Raw genomic sequence first — 20,262 nt, forward strand, 5'->3', positions numbered from 1 at the left:
TTTATTCCCAAACGGGGTCTCGCCACATCGCCATCAAGCTAAGCATACCAAAGGGTAAAATGGTGGTGGGTTCTCATTGATTTTCTAAGACTACACCAAAAAGACGCATAGCAAATAAACCTATTGAATAAGTATTTTAAAATATCATTATGTAGATTTGAGATTTTGTGACATCGTACAATCATATACAACACCTAAGATATCAAAGACCGTTTTCTTCTCATATAGGTGAGATTTTGTCCATTTTTCTCCAAAAGGTAAAAAAGATGCAGAAAAATCTTTGATAATTCTTGAGTGGCCCCTGCGCGGGCTTGGCTTCGCCACGAGAAATGTATCCCTGGCCTTTGGGTTCCTCTCTTTATCTTCGGCCTTAGCCTTGTTCTCCTTGCCTTGCTTGTAGACTTGTTGTGATGTCCGAGCGAGCATAGGTCGCTACTTGCGGGGATTTAGCTGCCTTCTGTACTATCGTAGGTTGGACCTCATTCACCTCTTTATTACTTATATGAGTCCTAAAAGGTGTGTTCCTCTAAAACACATACGCTTTCCTTTTCATGCAAAAGAACATATACATGCAAACTGCTTTTTTCCATGTTCTCCCCTTGAAACCGGAGAAAAGAACGGGTTTGTGGTATGTCTCCTAAAAACACGAATTCATGTTTTAGTTTCTTTACTCGATCCCCAATTCCGGTTAACTTAACAGCTAGTTATCTTTTAATCCAGAATTTTTGACATGTTAAACCTGTGCTAGTGATGGCAATTAGGTGGGACTCCTAAAATAGTAAAATATATCCGATGTCTAATTATGGATGGTATACTATTATTTAGGTATATTTTCAAATTCAGAGGAGGTTATTCAATGAAAAAGGTACGGTTTGGAATATGGATGTTTGTTTCACTCGTTCTCATGCTATTTTTGCTTCCAGAAATATCAGTTAAGGCGACATCCGATCCGATCATTAAGGTTAAATTAAAAAGCTATCTTGGTAACAAATCTGAGATTACCGTCGAACCGGAAGTCACGTACACTACGAATCTAGCAAATGTAAAGCTAGAATCGAACAAGAAGTATACGTTGAGGGTCAGCGGGTACGGACATTGTTGTTCTGACAGATTCAAAAGAAATAGGCAAAGCTTCTGAGATTGAAGTGAAACCTGAAACAGGGAACGGTCCACTTTCGATTAATGGCCGTACATACTTAGGTAGTTTCCGTTTTATTATGGAAGATGGGAAATTCATCCGTCCGTATAACTCAATTGGTCTTGAAGATTATTTAAAAGGGGTTGTTCCAGCTGAAATGCCGGCTTTATGGAATCAGGAAGCCTTAAAGGCACAGGCTGTTGCGGCAAGAACCTATGCGATGAGCTACATTAACAGAACGCCCGATGACACAATGAGTTACCAGGTATACGGTGGCTACACTTGGCACGAAAACTCAACAAAAGCTGTTAAAGCAACAGAAGGTCAGGTCATTGGTTATGGTGAAAAACTACATATAGGTTCAGATGCACTTTTTTCCTCTAGCAATGGAGGGAAAACCGAGTCCAACAAAAATGTTTGGGTTGGTCCAGAGCTACCATATTTAATGGTTAAAGAAGATCCATATGATCCGCAAGCTGTCTGGAGTTTTAGTGTAAAAAAGCAACAAATAGACCTTACAAACTTAGATCTGACAAAAGCAGATACATGGTGGGCTAATACCAAGGAAACTGAACAAACACCAGTAATTTCTAATATAAGAGCATGGCTACAGAAAAATGGCTATACCGGCAAAGACATTAAAATAACTGCTGTCCCTCATCTATCCCTTCACGCACTAACAAGTGGCGGCAGGGTGAGTAAAGGAAGTATTACGATTGAATTTATAGTGAAAGAAAAGGGGAAAGCGCTACAGCAAAGTGTAATATTAGAAGATGTAACGGCTTCGAAAATTAGAGACATTATCGGTCTGAGTTTCATGAAAAGCTTTTTAGTAGACAAAGTGGATACTGCAAGGGATGTGATTAACGTTTCAGGCAAGGGCTACGGCCATGGTGTCGGACTAAGTCAGTATGGAGCGAAAAAGGCTGGCGAAAAGGGAAATACGTATCACGAGATTCTTGCTTTCTATTATGAAGGGACAAGCTTAAAACAAGCTTATGAGCCAGAGCCTGAAGAAGTAGAACCAGTCAAGCCGGACCCTGCACCTGTCATTCCAACCCCAATCCCAACACCAGTTCCGGACCCTGCACCTAAGGATGAAACAGCACCAGCGATTAAAGATATAAAAACGTATTACGATTCTAAAACAAACCAAGTCAAAATAACCTTTGATACAAATGAAAAAGCGAAGGTGACAGTGGAAGTTAAGGATGAAAAAGAGCAAATCATCGCTTCTCTTGTCAAAGGGGATCAAAAGCCATCAGGATCGCAATTAGCCATTTGGGATGCATCGAAGGTAAGTAACGGTTCATACTCCTTTGAAGTTAGAGCGATTGATAGTAGTAATAATGCAAGTTCAGCATCTGTTCCATTTTCATTAACAAAGCCCGACACAGCGGCTCCAGTTATTAAAAATACAAATACCTCATATGACTCAAAAACGAATAAAGTTTTCCTGAAGTATGAGATCAATGAAAAATCAAAGGTTATCGTTCAAGTAAAAGATGCAAAAGGCAAAATCCAAGCTACTCCGATCAATAATGCAGAGAAAAATGCCGGTGTCCAATGGACATCGTGGAATGTATCGAAGGTTTCGAACGGTAAGTATTCATTTGAAATTGCAACGATCGACAGAAATCAAAATAAAAGCTCAGCAACGGTTCCATTTACATTAACGAAACCCGATACAACGGCACCTTCCATTAATCATATAAAAACCTCATATGATTCAAAAACGAGTAAAGTTGATTTGAAGTATGATATTAACGAAAGGGCGAAGGTCACCGTTCAAGTAAAAGATGCAAAAGGCAAAATCTTGGTGACACTAACCAATAATGCAGAGAAAAATGCCGGTATCCAAAGTGCATCATGGAATGTAACAAAGGAATCGAACGGAAAGTATACATTTACCATTACAGCGATTGATCCAAGCAAGAACAAACGTACAACGACGACTTCCTACACATTAAACAAACCGGCAGCGAAGAATTTGACTGGCAAGGTCAATGCTACGAAGTTAAATGTCCGTTCCAAACCATCAACATCAGGGAAAGTTCTTGGCTCTTTGAAGAAAAACCAAATCGTTACCGTAATTACTAAGAGCAGTTCTTGGTACAAAATTCAGTACGGTAAGGGAACAGGTTATGTACACGCAAATTACCTAACGAACGTCCGATAACGAATTCGATCAGTGAAACGGGCATCAAAATTTAGAGCATTGAAAAGACCATGATTTTTTATAAGTCATGGTCTTCTTTTATAAAATTATTTCCGATACTGTACTGTGGTAATAAAGATTGATCAAAATGGAACTTTTCTGGTGATTTATTATACAGTTGGGCCTTTGCTCTTGCACGTCCCTCAGCCGTTCTTTTAACATCAGATCCCGTTCTCAGCGATTCCCTTAGCATGGAAAACATTTGTTTCCCAGCTGGTGAAAAGAAATCGTTCCTCTGGAAAACATATGGGACGTATTTTAAAGGTGGATAAAAATTGCGGTTGGTTTAAGAGGAGATACATCCCTTCTCATTAAAGCTGGGGCAGGCGTAAAAGAGATTCAAGAAAGATTAGGGCATTCAGACATAGACACGACGATGAACATTTACGCTCATATGACCAAAAATATCGAAGAAAAGACCTCCCATAAGTTCAGTGAACTTACGAAAGGCCTCCTCTAATTGGTGAAATAAAGTTGTTTCAAAAACTGAAAGTTAGCAAAAAGTTAGCATTTGATCGTATTAAAACTTACAAAACCTTATATATCAAGGTTTATAAGTGTTTATTACATCATGCCGCCCATGCCGCCCATGCCGCCCATATCAGGCATGCCCATGCCGCCAGCACCAGCAGGTTCTGGTTTGTCAGCAACAACAGCTTCTGTTGTTAAGAACATAGCTGCTACAGAACCAGCGTTTTGTAGAGCTGAACGAGTTACTTTAGTAGGATCGACGATACCGGATGCAATCATGTTGACCCATTCGCCAGTAGCTGCGTTGAAGCCAGTACCTACTGCTTCGCCTTTAAGGCGCTCTACGATTACAGAGCCTTCAAGTCCAGCATTGTGAGCGATTTGACGAACAGGCTCTTCGATGGCACGAAGAACGATTTTCACGCCTGTTGCTACGTCGCCTTCCGCTTGAATTTCAGCGATTTTATTGTATACGTTAAGAAGTGCTGTACCACCACCGGCTACGATGCCTTCTTCAACAGCGGCACGAGTGGAGTTCAATGCATCTTCAATACGAAGTTTACGTTCTTTTAATTCCGTTTCAGTAGCTGCACCGACTTTGATTACCGCTACGCCACCAGCTAATTTAGCAAGGCGTTCTTGTAATTTTTCACGGTCGAATTCAGAAGTTGTTTCTTCTAATTGAACACGGATTTGGTTTACACGAGCTTGAATTTGAGCTGTATTTCCAGCACCTTCAACGATCGTTGTATTTTCTTTTGTAACAACCACTTTAGACGCACGGCCTAATGAATCGATTGTTGCAGATTTAAGGTCAAGTCCGATTTCTTCAGTGATTACTTCGCCGCCTGTAAGAGCTGCGATGTCTTCAAGCATTGCTTTACGACGGTCACCGAATCCAGGAGCTTTAACCGCAACTGCGTTGAATGTTCCACGAAGTTTGTTCACAACAAGAGTTGCAAGCGCTTCGCCTTCTACATCTTCAGCAATCAATAATAGCGGTTTCCCTTGTTGAACAACTTGCTCAAGTACAGGAAGGATTTCTTGGATATTCGTGATTTTTTTATCTGTGATCAAGATATATGGATTCTCAAGGACAGCTTCCATTTTATCTGAATCAGTAACCATGTATGGAGAAGCATACCCACGATCGAACTGCATACCTTCTACTACGTCCAACTCAGTTGTGAAACCTTTAGACTCTTCGATTGTGATGACGCCGTCGTTACCAACGCGCTCCATTGCTTCCGCAATCAGTTGTCCCACTTCTTCATCAGCTGAAGAGATGGCAGCAACTTGTGCGATTGATTCTTTGTTTTCAACAGGTTGGGAAATGGCTTTCAATTCTGCAATTGCAGTATTGACCGCTTTCTCGATTCCTTTACGGATACCCATTGGGTTAGCACCAGCTGTTACGTTTTTAAGACCTTCACGGATCATCGCTTGAGCAAGAACCGTTGCAGTAGTTGTACCGTCACCAGCTACGTCGTTTGTTTTGCTTGCTACTTCAGCAACCAATTTCGCACCCATGTTTTCGAATGCATCTTCTAATTCGATTTCTTTAGCGATCGTCACACCGTCATTTGTGATAAGCGGTGAACCGAATTTTTTCTCAAGAACCACGTTACGACCTTTTGGTCCAAGCGTTACTTTAACTGCATCTGCAAGTGCGTCCACACCACGAAGCATGGAGCGGCGAGCTTCTTCACTAAATTTAATTTCTTTAGCCATTTATAAGTACCTCCCTAAAATTTTAAGAAAATTTTCGTTCAGTTAAGTATGATGTATAATTAGCCGATAACAGCTAGAATGTCGCTTTCACGTAAAATTAAGTATTCAGTGTCTTCGTATTTAACTTCAGTACCTGCATATTTTGAGAAGATAATTAGATCGCCTTGGGCAACCTCTAAAGCAACACGTTCGCCATTTTCAAGGACACGGCCAGTACCAACTGCTACTACCTTACCTTCTTGTGGCTTTTCTTTAGCAGTATCAGGAAGAACAATACCGCTTGCAGTTTTTTCTTCAGTTTGAACTAGTTCAATAATAACGCGATCACCTAATGGTTTTAACAAGTGAAACAACCTCCTCATATTCTCTTGATAATTTGTTTCATGATTATTAGCACTCTTCATCATCGAGTGCTAACACATTTATAATATTAAATAAACCGAGCCTTTTTTGCAAGTATCTTATTGAAAATTTTTTATTAATTTCTGATAAATTACGGGTATACTACTTTAGCATAATGATTTCCTTAACCAAGTAATTGAAATGTTTTATTAGGGGGTACCTTTAAGTGGAGTTCTGCCTCAATATTTGATACCATTTTGGAGTATGCGTTTATAGATGGTCCCCATATCAGGAACGTTCCAAGCGGAATGGGTGACTAAATAAAAGGAGTTTTCATTTTTGAAAAAAGAATATTGGTTCGTCATCATCACTTATATTGCCATGCAATTATCCAGTATTGTTGGGGTACCCATTTTCATGCTGATCGGGTCTTATACCGGAATGCCGGCTGATGAACTCGAAGTGAAGTCTGCAGCATACTGGATAGTTTTCAGTTTTCTCGCTGCTTTATTCTTGATTCTTTTTTTAATGAGAAAAGATATGAGGGAAAAGTTGGACACGAGAAATCAAACTTCCGTTCCCATGTCCGTATTATGGTCAATTGCAGGAGTTTTCATGGCTCTTTTTGCGCAAAGCATTGCCGGCAGCATTGAACAAATGCTTGGGGTGGAGTCTGAATCTGAAAATACGCAGCAACTCATTTCACTCATTTACAAAGTCCCCATGGTCATTTTCGTCACTTCAGTAATTGGACCTATATTGGAAGAATTAATTTTCCGGAAAATCATTTTCGGATCACTTCATAAACGCTTTAACTTCTTTATTTCAGCTTTAATCAGCTCAGTTATTTTCGGCTTGGCGCATGGTGAATTTGAACATCTTCTTTTATATACAGCAATGGGCTTCACCTTTGCTTTCCTTTATGCAAAAACAGGCCGCATTCTCGTTTCCATGAGCGCTCATATTGCAATGAATACGCTTGTTATCATCCTTCAAGTGGTATATCGGGAGGATATTGAGAAGATGCTAGATACTGCACAGGCCTTCATCGGAGGTTTATTATGAAACGTCAATCACCATTATTCATGGGCATCATCTATGCAGGCTTAGGAGCTCTTTTTACAGCTATCGCGATTCAAACCGTCAATTCTTCCGGATGGGGAATCTTTGCCTACATACTTGTCCTTATTGCAACTCTTGACTTTGGATCGGGATTACGCATGATCATGCTGCACTTTAAGATTAAAGCCGCACAAAAAAATAAGAAAAAATAAAAAAAAGCTGCAATGATGCAGCGTTCAGACTGTAGACAAACTCGATGAAAGTTGAGTTTGTCTACAGTTTTTTTATGGCTTTTACAATTTGGACGTTGATTTCCGCTCCAGGTACGCGCTTTTCCCGCAGGTGTCTCGCACCTTCCTCTCCAATCAACTTCGTTATAAAATTTAGATAGAAACCATACCTTAGGAATTGAAGGTTTTGCTTTGGACCAGTTGGTTCGGGATCAGCATTTGATGAAAGATACGTTTTATGAACCCCTTTCTCCTACAGTCTCTTTAAAATAGAAGGATTAAAACTTGAAGTGATGAGGATGCTTTTTATTCTATATAGCTCAACTTGATTTGATTACTTTAGTCCAACTGGTGCCAGTGAACGATTTGGTTCGTAAAATTTTGGCAGCCTTTAATTAACCTCGGGCCAAAATTTCAAAAGGGGTGCGGAATTAAAAAATTCCGCACCCCTTTTGTATACAAACTGAACGATGCAATGATGCAGTGTTTTTTCATTCCTCTATTGCAGCTTCTTCCACTACAGGATAATGTTTCAGGAAGTAGATGAGCGACTGAAGCTCTACCGCCAGGTCAATGTGGTGAACCCTTATGGATGGAGGCACGGTCAGCCGTGCAGGAGTAAAATTCAATATTCCTTTTATATCAGCTTTGACTAAACGATCGGTTATTGTCTGGGCTACCTGTGCAGGCACTGTCAATATAGCCGCAGTAATATTATTTTCCTGCAATAGTGTATCGTTTTGATCCATATGATAGATGGGCACATCAGCTATTCGCTTGCCGACCTTTTCTTCAGAAACTTCGAAAGCCATTTCAATTTTAGTATTATTATTTTTCATGAAATTGTAATTTAAAAAAGCGGTTCCTAAATTTCCTACCCCGATTAAAGCGACTTTGGTCAATTCATCTTGATCTAGTGTTTTTCTAAAGAAGGATAATAAATAATTGACATTGTAGCCGTAGCCTTTTTTCCCAAGCGCGCCAAAGTAGGAAAAATCACGGCGAATGGTAGCAGAATCCACTTTTACAGCTTCGCTTAGCTCTGCCGAAGAAACTCTTTGTTTGCCTGAGGAATGTAAGTTCTTTAAAAATCGATAATACAATGGCAACCTTTTGGCTGTCGCCTGCGGTATCTTTGGGTCATGGTTCATTGTTCTTCCCCGCCTTCACACATGCTTTTCAACTTAATCTCTATCTGTTTGTTTTACTTGTCTTTTATAATCGTTACTGGAAACTCCGCCTGTTTTCTCCACTAAGAATGTAGGCCCGATCACCATTCCCTTATCAAGGGCCTTACACATGTCATAAACAGTCAAGGCAGTCACGGATGCAGCTGTTAACGCTTCCATTTCAACACCTGTACTCCCTTTTGTCTTAGCTTCCGTTTCAATCCTAAGCCTATATCCTTGTTCTTCTTTTTCCCAATCAAAGGCTATATTGACCCCTTGCAGAGCAATGGGATGGCACATCGGAATTATATTGGATGTATTTTTGCTGGCCATTATTCCTGCAACTTGTGCAACAGCCAGTACATCACCTTTTTTCATTTTCTGGTTCGTGACCAATTCATATATTTCATCATTCAATAAAATGCTCGATTGAGCTACTGCCGTCCGGGTTGTTTCAGGCTTAGCACTCACATCGACCATTTTGGCCCTGCCCTGTTCATTAAAATGCGTTAAGTTTCCCATTTAAGTAACCCCTCCTAAATCATACACTATTATTCCACTTTATGTAACAGCTTTTCTTTTAGCTTGGAACCAAGCTGTTGCCGATAATAACTAAAATACGTTACACTAACAATAATCAATTGAGGTGAAATCTATGATTTTATTACAAATCAATCAACTATCGAAATATTATGGAGCTGAACTTATTTTATCAAATATGAAGCTCGAAGTTCAAAATAAAGATCGAATTGCACTTGTCGGCCGAAATGGCGCCGGTAAATCCACTTTGCTAAAAATCATAGCCGGGCAGCTTTCCCATGATGGCGGTGAAATAATCAAACCAAAAGGCGTCACCATCGGCTATATGGCCCAGGATACGGGATTGGAATCCGAACTGACCATTTGGGATGAGATGCTGACTGTATTCACGGACCTTATAGAGCAAGAAAAGGAACTGCGTCGCCTTGAGGCTGATATGGCCAGACCTGACATCTTTGAAAACGAAACAATTTACCAAAAAGTGCTGAATGAATACGACACTTTGATGGTGGCATTCAAAGAGAAGGGCGGTTATCAATATGAAGCGGATATCCGTTCCGTATTGCATGGACTTCAGTTTGCTGACTTTGACTATTCTACCCCAATTTCCACTTTAAGCGGTGGGCAAAAAACAAGGCTTGCATTAGGAAAACTGCTTTTAAGGAAACCGGATATATTGATTCTGGATGAGCCGACGAACCATTTGGATATCGAAACCCTCTCTTGGCTTGAACAATATTTACAAAGCTACCAGGGAGCTGTCCTTATTGTTTCCCATGACCGTTATTTTTTAGATAAAGTAGTAAACCTGGTATATGAGATTTCCCGGAATAACATGAAAAAATACCATGGTAATTATAGTTCTTACCTAGAGGGAAAAGCGGAAGATTATGAGCGGGACATGAAACTGTTCGAGAAGCAACAAGGGGAAATTGAAAAGCTTCGCGACTTTGTCCAACGTAATATCACAAGGGCTTCCACCACGAAAAGAGCACAAAGCAGACGCAAACAGCTCGAAAAGATGGATCTATTGGACAAGCCGCAAGGTGATGAAAAATCCGCGAATTTTTCTTTTCAAATTGAAAGGCAAAGCGGAAATGAAGTACTCCACCTTCAGGACCTGGCTATCGGATACGAAGGGGAAACTGTATCAAAGAATATAAATTCCCGGATGACAAAAGGAGAGAGCATAGCTCTTGTTGGCCCAAATGGAGTCGGAAAATCAACGTTACTGAAAACGATCATCTCTAATCTGCCTGCACTTTCTGGGGACTTCCGTTTTGGAACGAACGTAGAAGTCAGCTACTACGATCAAGAACAAGCTAACCTTGTTTCCAATAAACGCGTACTCAATGAATTATGGGACGACTATCCCCTTAAACCGGAAAAGGACATTCGCACCGTACTCGGTAATTTCCTATTTAGCGGGGACGATGTTTTGAAAATCGTTTCCACACTAAGCGGGGGCGAAAAGGCTCGGCTTGCGCTAGCCAAAATGATGATGGAAAAAGGGAATTTTTTAATTCTTGATGAACCAACAAACCATTTGGACCTCGATAGTAAATTGGTGCTTGAAAACGCATTGATCGATTATCCGGGAACTATTCTATTCGTTTCACATGACCGTTATTTCATAAATCGGATAGCAACGAAAGTGATAGAACTCTCCAAAGACGGCAATGAAGAATTCCTCGGTGATTATGATTACTATTTAGAGAAGAAACAGGAGCAAGCGGAAATCCAAGCACTTGAACAGCAGGATCAGGCGAAAACATTAGATACAGCCGTAGAAAAAACAAATTACAAAATTGATAAAGAAGCAAAAAAAGCTGAACGCCAGCGAAAACGTCGCATTGAGGAAATCGAGACAGCCATGGAGCTTCTTGAAACCGAAATAAACGAATATAATGACCTCCTTTGTGATCCAAATGTTTTCCAGGATCACGAAAAAGTAATGGAAGTCCAAGCAAAGCTTGATAATGCACAGGAAAGTTTGGACCAGCTTCTCGAAGAATGGGCTGAACTGGAAGAATGACAATTGACCGAGTCAAATGACTCGGTCTTTTCTTTTCCAATTAAACTGTTTCACGAAAGTTATCCACAAACTTGTTAACAAATCACTTACCGCTCATTAGCCATTAATTTGAGTTATACACATTATCCACAGAAACATATCCACTTATCCACAAAAACACCACTTTATACACATGCATTATGATTATCAAAAAAACTTTATCCACAGAATATTCTATTTTTTTATTAACAGGACAAAAAAGACAGGATTCCGAAGTTTGGGATCCTGCCTTCTCGTCAATTAAAATGCTTCTATATCCAATCCAGGATTTCCGTTCAAGTCCAAACCAGATCGTTTTCCCTTTTCAAACATGACACTGCCAGCAGCACCGATCATGGCGGCATTGTCCGTACAAAGATAGAGGGGCGGAATGGATATATCCATAGGTAAATCATTAAAAGCTTCCGTTAATGCTTCCCTAAGGCCTTTATTTGCCGCAACTCCTCCAGCAAGCAATACCTGCTTCACATTATATTCCTTTGCAGCCTTTACAGCTTTCATTACAAGCACTTCTATGACGCTTGCTTGGAAACTTGCAGCTAAATCTTTAGGTTCAATTTTTTCCCCGCGCTGTTCTGCATTATGCAAAGTGTTGATCACAGCTGATTTCAACCCGCTGAAAGAAAAGTCATAGCTGCCATCCAACCATGCCCGAGGCAGTTTCAAAGATGGTGAGCCTTCTTGTGCAAGCCTATCGATATGAGGCCCACCAGGATAAGGGAGCCCCAAGGTTCGAGCCACTTTATCATACGCCTCTCCTGCTGCATCATCCCGCGTCTCCCCTATCACCTTGAACGAACCCGGTTCTTCTAAAAGCACCAATTCCGTATGACCTCCCGAAACGACCAAAGAAAGCGCAGGATATTCGATCTCCTGAATAAGTCGATTTGCATAGATATGACCCGCGATATGATGCGTACCGACAATCGGGATTCCATGTGCGAAAGCTACAGCCTTCGCCGCATTCACACCTATTAATAGTGCCCCTACAAGTCCGGGACCTTCTGTAACGGCAATGGCATCCAAGTCTTCATATGTAACACCGGCTTGTAGCAGTGCTTCTTCAAGAACAATCGTAATTTGTTCTACATGATGACGGGATGCTATTTCTGGGACGACACCGCCAAAACGTTTATGGCTTTCGATTTGTGAAGCCACGACATTACTCAGTATCTCCGTTCCATTTTTTATGACAGCTGCCGCAGTTTCATCGCAGCTCGTTTCAATTCCTAATATAAATTGATCTTTTTTCATGAAAAATTCACCCACATAACATAAGCATCTTCTTGATTGTCTGTATAATAATTTTTTCGGATTCCACCCTTTTGGAAACCTAGTTTTTCATAAAGCGAAATGGCTACTGCATTACTGACACGGACCTCAAGCGTCATCCTCACCACACCCATCGAAATGGAGATTTCAATCATCTTCCTGAGCAAAGCTTCTCCAAGCTTTTGCCCTCGGTATTCAGGTAATATCGCTATATTGGTAATGTGCGATTCATCAATGACGATCCATGCACCGCAATAACCGGCAATGTTCCCTTCATCCTCTATCACCATGTATACAGCATATTGATTATGATTCAATTCATTAAAAAAGGCTTCCCGGCTCCAAGGTAAAGTAAAGGACTGCTTTTCCACATTAAGCACTTGGTCGATATCTTCCGTATTCATCTTTCGGAACGTCAATGTTTTACTCATAATAATCGGTCGCTTTCCTTGTTTATTTCCCCTGCTGTTCAAGCCACTTAGCTTCTGCTTCAGCCATCCGGATATAATTCGGTACAAACTGGTGAACATCCACTTCAGTCTTATCAAGGCCAATAAAGGCCAGTTCGCTTGGCCTTGAATTATATGACTGTACTGGAGCAAATACCGCTAATTCGCCTAATGCATCCGTAATTGCATCCCGATGGATGTCCACATCTTGACCAACAAATAAAACAGGACGATTTAATTCCTTCAATTGAATCGCCCAATCAGAGGATAGTATATTACAATCTTCAATGACTGTCTTTAGAGAATCCTTTTCCATTTCATATAATCCAGTATAAATCTGCCCTCTTCTTGCATCGAATAAGGGAGATATCAACCCGTTAAAATAACGTCCATTAGCAGCTAAAACCTCTAAGCTGGAAACACCTGATAACGGAATCTGAAGCGTCCAGGCCAAGCTTTTCGCAATCGTCACTCCAATCCTGACCCCTGTATAGGAGCCTGGACCTTGAGCGACCACTATCTTAGTCAATTCCTTCGGTTTAGTATCACAATCCCTCAGCAACGTTTCAATTGCTGGCATTACCCGCACCGAATGATTTTTCTTTAAGTTCGTCGTATACTCGCCAATTACTTGACTCCCGTTAACCAGTGCAATCCCTAATGTAAAATTCGATGTATCTATAGCTAAAACCTTCATCAAATAATCTCCTTACATAACTTTACATATCGTTCGCCTTTGGCTTCCAAAACAATACGCCTGCTTGTATCGCCCAGACGATAAATATAAATGGTCAAGATTTCCTCTGGAAGGTGATCCTTTATTAAATGGGCCCATTCAACGACAGTCACACCATAACCATCAAAATATTCATCAAAGCCTAAATCTTCTTCGGATTCACTTACCCTATAGACATCCATATGATATAAAGGCAAGCGACCCATGTACTCCTTTATTATAGTAAAGGTAGGGCTATTCACCATTCTGGTAACACCTAATCCTTTAGCCAGCACTTTTGTGAATGCCGTCTTCCCTGCACCCAAGTCACCTTCTAAAGCCAGCACATCTCCACTCGAAAGCTTTTGTGCCAATTTATGCGCAAATTGCGCTGTTTCTTCCTCATTCTGAGAAATCAATTCAACATGTTGCATATATCAATCACCTTTATCATTATTAGGAAAACGTCCTATAGTTCATGTCGAGTACCATAAACGCAATATTATGGAACAACAACCATTCTATATGTAGTTTACCTTGTTTCAAAAGAAGAAACAAATAAGTTAGGGACATAATTATTCGAATTTCAGATAAAACAAAAAAACGAAACCTAAGTTTCGTTTTTTTCATGATTGCGGGGACAGGATTTGAACCTGCGACCTTCGGGTTATGAGCCCGACGAGCTACCGGACTGCTCCACCCCGCGACGGTATAAATGTTACTTTTATAAATTAAGTATTCCCATTTACTCAAAAAGAATACAAAGATTATAGCTTGGCGGCGTCCTACTCTCACAGGGGGAAACCCCCAACTACCATCGGCGCTGAAGAGCTTAACTGCCGTGTTCGGAATGGGAACGGGTGTGACCTCTTCGCTATCGCCACCAAACATTATATCTTTTTTACATTACATCCATTATCATATCATGTATGAGATCAGAATGCAAGAAGAAAATTTCATTCCTTCAAAACTAGATAATATTAGAAGGTATTTCAGATAAAACAAAAAAACGAAACCTAAGTTTCGTTTTTTTCATGATTGCGGGGACAGGATTTGAACCTGCGACCTTCGGGTTATGAGCCCGACGAGCTACCGGACTGCTCCACCCCGCGACGGTATAAATGTTACTTTTATAAATTAAGTATTCCCATTTACTCAAAAAGAATACAAAGATTATAGCTTGGCGGCGTCCTACTCTCACAGGGGGAAACCCCCAACTACCATCGGCGCTGAAGAGCTTAACTGCCGTGTTCGGAATGGGAACGGGTGTGACCTCTTCGCTATCGCCACCAAACATAAAAGGAACGTTGTTCCTTCAAAACTAGATAATAAGAAGGTATTTCATTTTTTTAAAGCGTTGGTTAAGTCCTCGATCTATTAGTATCAGTCAGCTCCACATGTCGCCACGCTTCCACCTCTGACCTATCAACCTGATCATCTTTCAGGGATCTTACTAGCTTGCGCCATGGGAAATCTCATCTTGAGGGGGGCTTCATGCTTAGATGCTTTCAGCACTTATCCCGTCCGCACGTAGCTACCCAGCTATGCCTTTGGCAAGACAACTGGTACACCAGCGGTGCGTCCATCCCGGTCCTCTCGTACTAAGGACAGCTCCTCTCAAATTTCCTGCGCCCGCGACGGATAGGGACCGAACTGTCTCACGACGTTCTGAACCCAGCTCGCGTACCGCTTTAATGGGCGAACAGCCCAACCCTTGGGACCGACTACAGCCCCAGGATGCGATGAGCCGACATCGAGGTGCCAAACCTCCCCGTCGATGTGGACTCTTGGGGGAGATAAGCCTGTTATCCCCGGGGTAGCTTTTATCCGTTGAGCGATGGCCCTTCCATGCGGAACCACCGGATCACTAAGCCCGACTTTCGTCCCTGCTCGACTTGTAGGTCTCGCAGTCAAGCTCCCTTGTGCCTTTACACTCTACGAATGATTTCCAACCATTCTGAGGGAACCTTTGGGCGCCTCCGTTACTCTTTAGGAGGCGACCGCCCCAGTCAAACTGCCCACCTGACACTGTCTCCCACCCCGATAAGGGGCGCGGGTTAGAATTTCAATACAGCCAGGGTAGTATCCCACCAACGCCTCCACCGAAGCTAGCGCTCCGGCTTCTCAGGCTCCTACCTATCCTGTACAAGCTGTACCAAAATTCAATATCAGGCTGCAGTAAAGCTCCACGGGGTCTTTCCGTCCTGTCGCGGGTAACCTGCATCTTCACAGGTACTATAATTTCACCGAGTCTCTCGTTGAGACAGTGCCCAGATCGTTACACCTTTCGTGCGGGTCGGAACTTACCCGACAAGGAATTTCGCTACCTTAGGACCGTTATAGTTACGGCCGCCGTTTACTGGGGCTTCGGTTCAAAGCTTCGCTTGCGCTAACCTCTCCCCTTAACCTTCCAGCACCGGGCAGGTGTCAGCCCCTATACTTCGCCTTGCGGCTTCGCAGAGACCTGTGTTTTTGCTAAACAGTCGCCTGGGCCTATTCACTGCGGCTTTTCTGGGCTATTCACCCTAAAAAGCACCCCTTCTCCCGAAGTTACGGGGTCATTTTGCCGAGTTCCTTAACGAGAGTTCTCTCGCACACCTTAGGATTCTCTCCTCGCCTACCTGTGTCGGTTTGCGGTACGGGCACCTTACATCTCACTAGAGGCTTTTCTTGGCAGCGTGGAATCAGGAACTTCGGTACTATATTTCCCTCGCCATCACAGCTCCGCCTTAATGGAAACGGGATTTGCCTCGTTTCCGGCCTAACTGCTTGGACGCGCATATCCAACAGCGCGCTTACCCTATCCTTCTGCGTCCCCCCATCGTTCAAACGATGTATAGGTGGTACAGGAATATCAACCTGTTGTCCATCGCCTACGCCTTTCGGCCTCGGCTTAGGTCCCGACTAACCCTGAGCGGACGAGCCTTCCTCAGGAAACCTTAGGCATTCGGTGGAAGGGATTCTCACCCTTCTTTCGCTACTCATACCGGCATTCTCACTTCTAAGCGCTCCACCAGTCCTTCCGGTCTGACTTCAACGCCCTTAGAACGCTCTCCTACCATCGACACCATACGGTGTCAATCCACAGCTTCGGTGATACGTTTAGCCCCGGTACATTTTCGGCGCGGAGTCACTCGACCAGTGAGCTATTACGCACTCTTTAAATGGTGGCTGCTTCTGAGCCAACATCCTGGTTGTCTAAGCAACTCCACATCCTTTTCCACTTAACGTATACTTTGGGACCTTAGCTGGTGGTCTGGGCTGTTTCCCTTTCGACTACGGATCTTATCACTCGCAGTCTGACTCCCAAGAATAAGTATTTGGCATTCGGAGTTTGACTGAATTCGGTAACCCGTTGGGGGCCCCTAGTCCAATCAGTGCTCTACCTCCAATACTCTCATCTTGAGGCTAGCCCTAAAGCTATTTCGGAGAGAACCAGCTATCTCCAGGTTCGATTGGAATTTCTCCGCTACCCACACCTCATCCCCGCACTTTTCAACGTGCGTGGGTTCGGGCCTCCATTCAGTGTTACCTGAACTTCACCCTGGACATGGGTAGATCACCTGGTTTCGGGTCTACGACCTCATACTCATTCGCCCTATTCAGACTCGCTTTCGCTGCGGCTCCGTCTTATCAACTTAACCTCGCATGAAATCGTAACTCGCCGGTTCATTCTACAAAAGGCACGCCATTACCCATTAACGGGCTTTGACTACTTGTAGGCACACGGTTTCAGGATCTATTTCACTCCCCTTCCGGGGTGCTTTTCACCTTTCCCTCACGGTACTGGTTCACTATCGGTCACTAGGGAGTATTTAGCCTTGGGAGATGGTCCTCCCTGCTTCCGACGGGATTTCTCGTGTCCCGCCGTACTCAGGATCCACTCAGGAGGGAACGAAGTTTCAACTACAGGGTTTTTACCTTCTTTGACGGACCTTTCCAGATCACTTCATTTACCCCGTTCCTTTGTAACTCCATGTTGAGTGTCCTACAACCCCAAGAGGCAAGCCTCTTGGTTTGGGCTAATTCCGTTTCGCTCGCCGCTACTCAGGAAATCGCATTTGCTTTCTCTTCCTCCGGGTACTTAGATGTTTCAGTTCCCCGGGTCTGCCTTCAGTACCCTATGTATTCAGGTAAAGATACTGTTCCATTACGAACAGTGGGTTTCCCCATTCGGAAATCTCCGGATCAAAGCTTACTTACAGCTCCCCGAAGCATATCGGTGTTAGTCCCGTCCTTCATCGGCTCCTAGTGCCAAGGCATCCACCGTGCGCCCTTTCTAACTTAACCGTTAAAAAAGATCTTACAGATGCTTTGAAAAAAATTAATTGCCTTCTATCTATTATCTAGTTTTCAAGGAACAAAGCAGAAAGAATCCATCACATCGTGATGTTTATCTTTCCTATCTGAATGAATTACTCATTCAAAACTGAACAAAACAAAAGCGCTCTCGTAATTATCCTTAGAAAGGAGGTGATCCAGCCGCACCTTCCGATACGGCTACCTTGTTACGACTTCACCCCAATCATCTGTCCCACCTTAGGCGGCTGGCTCCATGAAGGTTACCTCACCGACTTCGGGTGTTACAAACTCTCGTGGTGTGACGGGCGGTGTGTACAAGGCCCGGGAACGTATTCACCGCGGCATGCTGATCCGCGATTACTAGCGATTCCGGCTTCATGTAGGCGAGTTGCAGCCTACAATCCGAACTGAGAATGGCTTTATGGGATTCGCTTACCTTCGCAGGTTTGCAGCCCTTTGTACCATCCATTGTAGCACGTGTGTAGCCCAGGTCATAAGGGGCATGATGATTTGACGTCATCCCCACCTTCCTCCGGTTTGTCACCGGCAGTCACCTTAGAGTGCCCAACTGAATGCTGGCAACTAAGATCAAGGGTTGCGCTCGTTGCGGGACTTAACCCAACATCTCACGACACGAGCTGACGACAACCATGCACCACCTGTCACTCTGTCCCCCGAAGGGGAAAGCCCTATCTCTAGGGTTGTCAGAGGATGTCAAGACCTGGTAAGGTTCTTCGCGTTGCTTCGAATTAAACCACATGCTCCACCGCTTGTGCGGGCCCCCGTCAATTCCTTTGAGTTTCAGCCTTGCGGCCGTACTCCCCAGGCGGAGTGCTTAATGCGTTAGCTGCAGCACTAAAGGGCGGAAACCCTCTAACACTTAGCACTCATCGTTTACGGCGTGGACTACCAGGGTATCTAATCCTGTTTGCTCCCCACGCTTTCGCGCCTCAGTGTCAGTTACAGACCAGAAAGTCGCCTTCGCCACTGGTGTTCCTCCAAATCTCTACGCATTTCACCGCTACACTTGGAATTCCACTTTCCTCTTCTGCACTCAAGTTCCCCAGTTTCCAATGACCCTCCACGGTTGAGCCGTGGGCTTTCACATCAGACTTAAGGAACCACCTGCGCGCGCTTTACGCCCAATAATTCCGGACAACGCTTGCCACCTACGTATTACCGCGGCTGCTGGCACGTAGTTAGCCGTGGCTTTCTGGTTAGGTACCGTCAAGGTACCAGCAGTTACTCTGGTACTTGTTCTTCCCTAACAACAGAACTTTACGACCCGAAGGCCTTCTTCGTTCACGCGGCGTTGCTCCGTCAGACTTTCGTCCATTGCGGAAGATTCCCTACTGCTGCCTCCCGTAGGAGTCTGGGCCGTGTCTCAGTCCCAGTGTGGCCGATCACCCTCTCAGGTCGGCTACGCATCGTCGCCTTGGTGAGCCATTACCTCACCAACTAGCTAATGCGCCGCGGGCCCATCTATAAGTGACAGCGTAAACCGTCTTTCCATCTTCTCTCATGCGAGAAAAGAACGTATCCGGTATTAGCTCCGGTTTCCCGAAGTTATCCCAGTCTTATAGGCAGGTTGCCCACGTGTTACTCACCCGTCCGCCGCTAATCTCAGGGAGCAAGCTCCCATCGATTCGCTCGACTTGCATGTATTAGGCACGCCGCCAGCGTTCGTCCTGAGCCAGGATCAAACTCTCCGAAGAAATGTTTGACTTGCTCATTTGCTTTTTTAATAGTGTGTGCTCACTTAAAATTTAACGTTGGCGCTTTGTTTTGTTCAGTTTTCAAAGAGCAATAATAATGGAGCGGGTGAAGAGAATCGAACTCTCATCATCAGCTTGGAAGGCTGAGGTTTTACCACTAAACTACACCCGCATTTAATTTTAAAATATTTTCAGAAAGAATGGTCGGGAAGACAGGATTCGAACCTGCGACCCCTTGGTCCCAAACCAAGTGCTCTACCAAGCTGAGCTACTTCCCGTAAAATATGGTGCGCCCGGCGGGAGTCGAACCTACAACCTTCTGATTCGTAGTCAGATGCTCTATCCAATTGAGCTACGGGCGCTAATTTCTATGATGTTATTGGTGCGGCCGAGAGGAGTCGAACCTCCACGGGGTTTCCCCCACTAGGCCCTCAACCTAGCGCGTCTGCCATTCCGCCACGACCGCGAAAGCGACTTTGTAAGTTTAACACCTTTTCAACTTGATGTCAAGAAGAAAAATATCAGTGCGGGTGAAGGGACTTGAACCCCCACGCCTTGCGGCGCCAGATCCTAAGTCTGGTGCGTCTGCCAATTCCGCCACACCCGCGAAAACAAATGGTGAGCCATGAAGGATTCGAACCTTCGACCCTCTGATTAAAAGTCAGATGCTCTACCAACTGAGCTAATGGCTCTAAATATAATGGCTGGGCTAGAAGGGATCGAACCTTCGCATGACGGAATCAAAATCCGTTGCCTTACCGCTTGGCTATAGCCCAATAATCAAATACTAATTAACAGTCAGAATAATATTATATCACGATAACATTATTTTTA

At 43.5% G+C, this 20,262-nt stretch carries 14 protein-coding genes, 9 tRNA genes, 4 rRNA genes and 2 pseudogenes; 6 read left to right on the top strand and 23 right to left on the bottom strand.

The window, feature by feature from the left end:
• Nucleotides 1-147 precede the first annotated feature (147 nt).
• A pseudogene (locus BS1321_RS27480) lies at nucleotides 148-296 on the bottom strand (IS4 family transposase); the annotation flags it as partial.
• Between the two features lie 560 nt (nucleotides 297-856).
• Between BS1321_RS27480 and BS1321_RS10635 the strand changes: the two are divergent.
• Both BS1321_RS10635 and BS1321_RS10640 read left to right on the top strand, forming a co-directional pair.
• Nucleotides 857-1,138, top strand: a complete 282-nt coding sequence (locus BS1321_RS10635; RefSeq protein ID WP_063235578.1) for a hypothetical protein — start codon at nucleotides 857-859, stop codon at nucleotides 1,136-1,138.
• 7 nt (nucleotides 1,139-1,145) lie between these two features.
• Complete coding sequence (locus BS1321_RS10640) at nucleotides 1,146-3,317, top strand: SpoIID/LytB domain-containing protein (protein WP_155726520.1); 2,172 nt, start codon at nucleotides 1,146-1,148, stop codon at nucleotides 3,315-3,317.
• A 58-nt stretch (nucleotides 3,318-3,375) separates the two neighbouring features.
• On the opposite strand, the gene BS1321_RS27850 is transcribed toward BS1321_RS10640, so the two are convergent.
• Nucleotides 3,376-3,558, bottom strand: a complete 183-nt coding sequence (locus BS1321_RS27850; protein ID WP_063235580.1) for a hypothetical protein — start codon at nucleotides 3,556-3,558, stop codon at nucleotides 3,376-3,378.
• 96 nt (nucleotides 3,559-3,654) lie between these two features.
• Between BS1321_RS27850 and BS1321_RS10650 the strand changes: the two are divergent.
• A pseudogene (locus tag BS1321_RS10650) lies at nucleotides 3,655-3,816 on the top strand (tyrosine-type recombinase/integrase); the annotation flags it as partial.
• 104 nt (nucleotides 3,817-3,920) lie between these two features.
• Here the strand turns inward: BS1321_RS10650 and groL are convergent.
• Nucleotides 3,921-5,558 carry a chaperonin GroEL gene (groL, locus tag BS1321_RS10655; RefSeq protein WP_063235581.1) on the bottom strand — a complete coding sequence of 546 codons (1,638 nt, stop codon included), beginning with the start codon at nucleotides 5,556-5,558 and terminating at the stop codon, nucleotides 3,921-3,923.
• Between the two features lie 59 nt (nucleotides 5,559-5,617).
• Nucleotides 5,618-5,902 (bottom strand): co-chaperone GroES, encoded by a 285-nt coding sequence (groES, locus tag BS1321_RS10660; protein ID WP_034306337.1) that lies wholly within the window; start codon nucleotides 5,900-5,902, stop codon nucleotides 5,618-5,620.
• Between the two features lie 337 nt (nucleotides 5,903-6,239).
• Here groES and BS1321_RS10665 point away from each other — a divergent pair, with 337 nt between their 5' ends.
• Together BS1321_RS10665 and BS1321_RS10670 are read left to right on the top strand one after the other, a co-directional pair.
• The gene (locus BS1321_RS10665) at nucleotides 6,240-6,965 is read left to right on the top strand and encodes a CPBP family intramembrane glutamic endopeptidase (RefSeq protein ID WP_063235582.1); all 726 of its coding nucleotides are present in this window, start codon (nucleotides 6,240-6,242) and stop codon (nucleotides 6,963-6,965) included.
• Nucleotides 6,962-7,174 (top strand): YdiK family protein, encoded by a 213-nt coding sequence (locus BS1321_RS10670; protein ID WP_063235583.1) that lies wholly within the window; start codon nucleotides 6,962-6,964, stop codon nucleotides 7,172-7,174. The genes BS1321_RS10665 and BS1321_RS10670 overlap by 4 nt, the downstream gene beginning before the upstream one ends.
• Before the next feature lie 509 nt (nucleotides 7,175-7,683).
• Here the strand turns inward: BS1321_RS10670 and BS1321_RS10675 are convergent.
• Nucleotides 7,684-8,343 carry a redox-sensing transcriptional repressor Rex gene (locus BS1321_RS10675; RefSeq protein ID WP_063235584.1) on the bottom strand — a complete coding sequence of 220 codons (660 nt, stop codon included), beginning with the start codon at nucleotides 8,341-8,343 and terminating at the stop codon, nucleotides 7,684-7,686.
• Nucleotides 8,344-8,376: 33 nt separating this feature from the next.
• Nucleotides 8,377-8,883 carry a cyclic pyranopterin monophosphate synthase MoaC gene (moaC, locus tag BS1321_RS10680; RefSeq protein WP_063235585.1) on the bottom strand — a complete coding sequence of 169 codons (507 nt, stop codon included), beginning with the start codon at nucleotides 8,881-8,883 and terminating at the stop codon, nucleotides 8,377-8,379.
• 133 nt (nucleotides 8,884-9,016) lie between these two features.
• Here moaC and BS1321_RS10685 point away from each other — a divergent pair, with 133 nt between their 5' ends.
• On the top strand, nucleotides 9,017-10,936 hold the full coding sequence (locus BS1321_RS10685; RefSeq protein ID WP_063235586.1) for an ABC transporter ATP-binding protein: 1,920 nt from the start codon (nucleotides 9,017-9,019) through the stop codon (nucleotides 10,934-10,936).
• Nucleotides 10,937-11,215: 279 nt separating this feature from the next.
• Here the strand turns inward: BS1321_RS10685 and tsaD are convergent, their stop codons facing one another.
• From tsaD to BS1321_RS10770, 17 genes are all read right to left on the bottom strand, one after another.
• Nucleotides 11,216-12,229 (bottom strand): tRNA (adenosine(37)-N6)-threonylcarbamoyltransferase complex transferase subunit TsaD, encoded by a 1,014-nt coding sequence (tsaD, locus tag BS1321_RS10690; RefSeq protein ID WP_063235587.1) that lies wholly within the window; start codon nucleotides 12,227-12,229, stop codon nucleotides 11,216-11,218.
• The gene (rimI, locus tag BS1321_RS10695) at nucleotides 12,226-12,678 is read right to left on the bottom strand and encodes a ribosomal protein S18-alanine N-acetyltransferase (RefSeq protein ID WP_063235588.1); all 453 of its coding nucleotides are present in this window, start codon (nucleotides 12,676-12,678) and stop codon (nucleotides 12,226-12,228) included. The genes tsaD and rimI overlap by 4 nt, the downstream gene beginning before the upstream one ends.
• Before the next feature lie 22 nt (nucleotides 12,679-12,700).
• The gene (tsaB, locus tag BS1321_RS10700; RefSeq protein ID WP_063235589.1) at nucleotides 12,701-13,393 is read right to left on the bottom strand and encodes a tRNA (adenosine(37)-N6)-threonylcarbamoyltransferase complex dimerization subunit type 1 TsaB; all 693 of its coding nucleotides are present in this window, start codon (nucleotides 13,391-13,393) and stop codon (nucleotides 12,701-12,703) included.
• On the bottom strand, nucleotides 13,393-13,845 hold the full coding sequence (tsaE, locus tag BS1321_RS10705; protein ID WP_063235590.1) for a tRNA (adenosine(37)-N6)-threonylcarbamoyltransferase complex ATPase subunit type 1 TsaE: 453 nt from the start codon (nucleotides 13,843-13,845) through the stop codon (nucleotides 13,393-13,395). The genes tsaB and tsaE overlap by 1 nt, the downstream gene beginning before the upstream one ends.
• 198 nt (nucleotides 13,846-14,043) lie before the next feature.
• A tRNA-Met gene (locus BS1321_RS10710) sits at nucleotides 14,044-14,117 on the bottom strand.
• A gap of 66 nt (nucleotides 14,118-14,183) precedes the next feature.
• A 5S ribosomal RNA gene (rrf, locus tag BS1321_RS10715) occupies nucleotides 14,184-14,299 on the bottom strand.
• Between the two features lie 150 nt (nucleotides 14,300-14,449).
• Nucleotides 14,450-14,523, bottom strand: a tRNA-Met gene (locus tag BS1321_RS10720).
• Between the two features lie 66 nt (nucleotides 14,524-14,589).
• Nucleotides 14,590-14,705: ribosomal RNA gene (gene rrf / locus BS1321_RS10725) — 5S ribosomal RNA — on the bottom strand.
• Between the two features lie 63 nt (nucleotides 14,706-14,768).
• Nucleotides 14,769-17,701 (bottom strand): 23S ribosomal RNA (locus BS1321_RS10730).
• Nucleotides 17,702-17,877: 176 nt separating this feature from the next.
• Nucleotides 17,878-19,428 (bottom strand): 16S ribosomal RNA (locus BS1321_RS10735).
• Together the 16S, 23S and 5S rRNA genes with 9 tRNA genes alongside form the textbook arrangement of a ribosomal RNA operon.
• A gap of 98 nt (nucleotides 19,429-19,526) precedes the next feature.
• Nucleotides 19,527-19,600 (bottom strand) — tRNA-Gly (locus BS1321_RS10740).
• Nucleotides 19,601-19,629: 29 nt separating this feature from the next.
• Nucleotides 19,630-19,706, bottom strand: a tRNA-Pro gene (locus BS1321_RS10745).
• A gap of 7 nt (nucleotides 19,707-19,713) precedes the next feature.
• Nucleotides 19,714-19,790: transfer RNA gene (locus BS1321_RS10750), tRNA-Arg, on the bottom strand.
• Between the two features lie 18 nt (nucleotides 19,791-19,808).
• A tRNA-Leu gene (locus tag BS1321_RS10755) sits at nucleotides 19,809-19,894 on the bottom strand.
• A 59-nt stretch (nucleotides 19,895-19,953) separates the two neighbouring features.
• A tRNA-Leu gene (locus BS1321_RS10760) sits at nucleotides 19,954-20,035 on the bottom strand.
• 9 nt (nucleotides 20,036-20,044) lie between these two features.
• Nucleotides 20,045-20,120, bottom strand: a tRNA-Lys gene (locus BS1321_RS10765).
• Nucleotides 20,121-20,129: 9 nt separating this feature from the next.
• A tRNA-Gln gene (locus BS1321_RS10770) sits at nucleotides 20,130-20,204 on the bottom strand.
• Nucleotides 20,205-20,262: the final 58 nt, after the last annotated feature.

The sequence above is a fragment of the Peribacillus simplex NBRC 15720 = DSM 1321 genome (assembly GCF_002243645.1).
Lineage (GTDB): Bacteria > Bacillota > Bacilli > Bacillales > DSM-1321 > Peribacillus > Peribacillus simplex.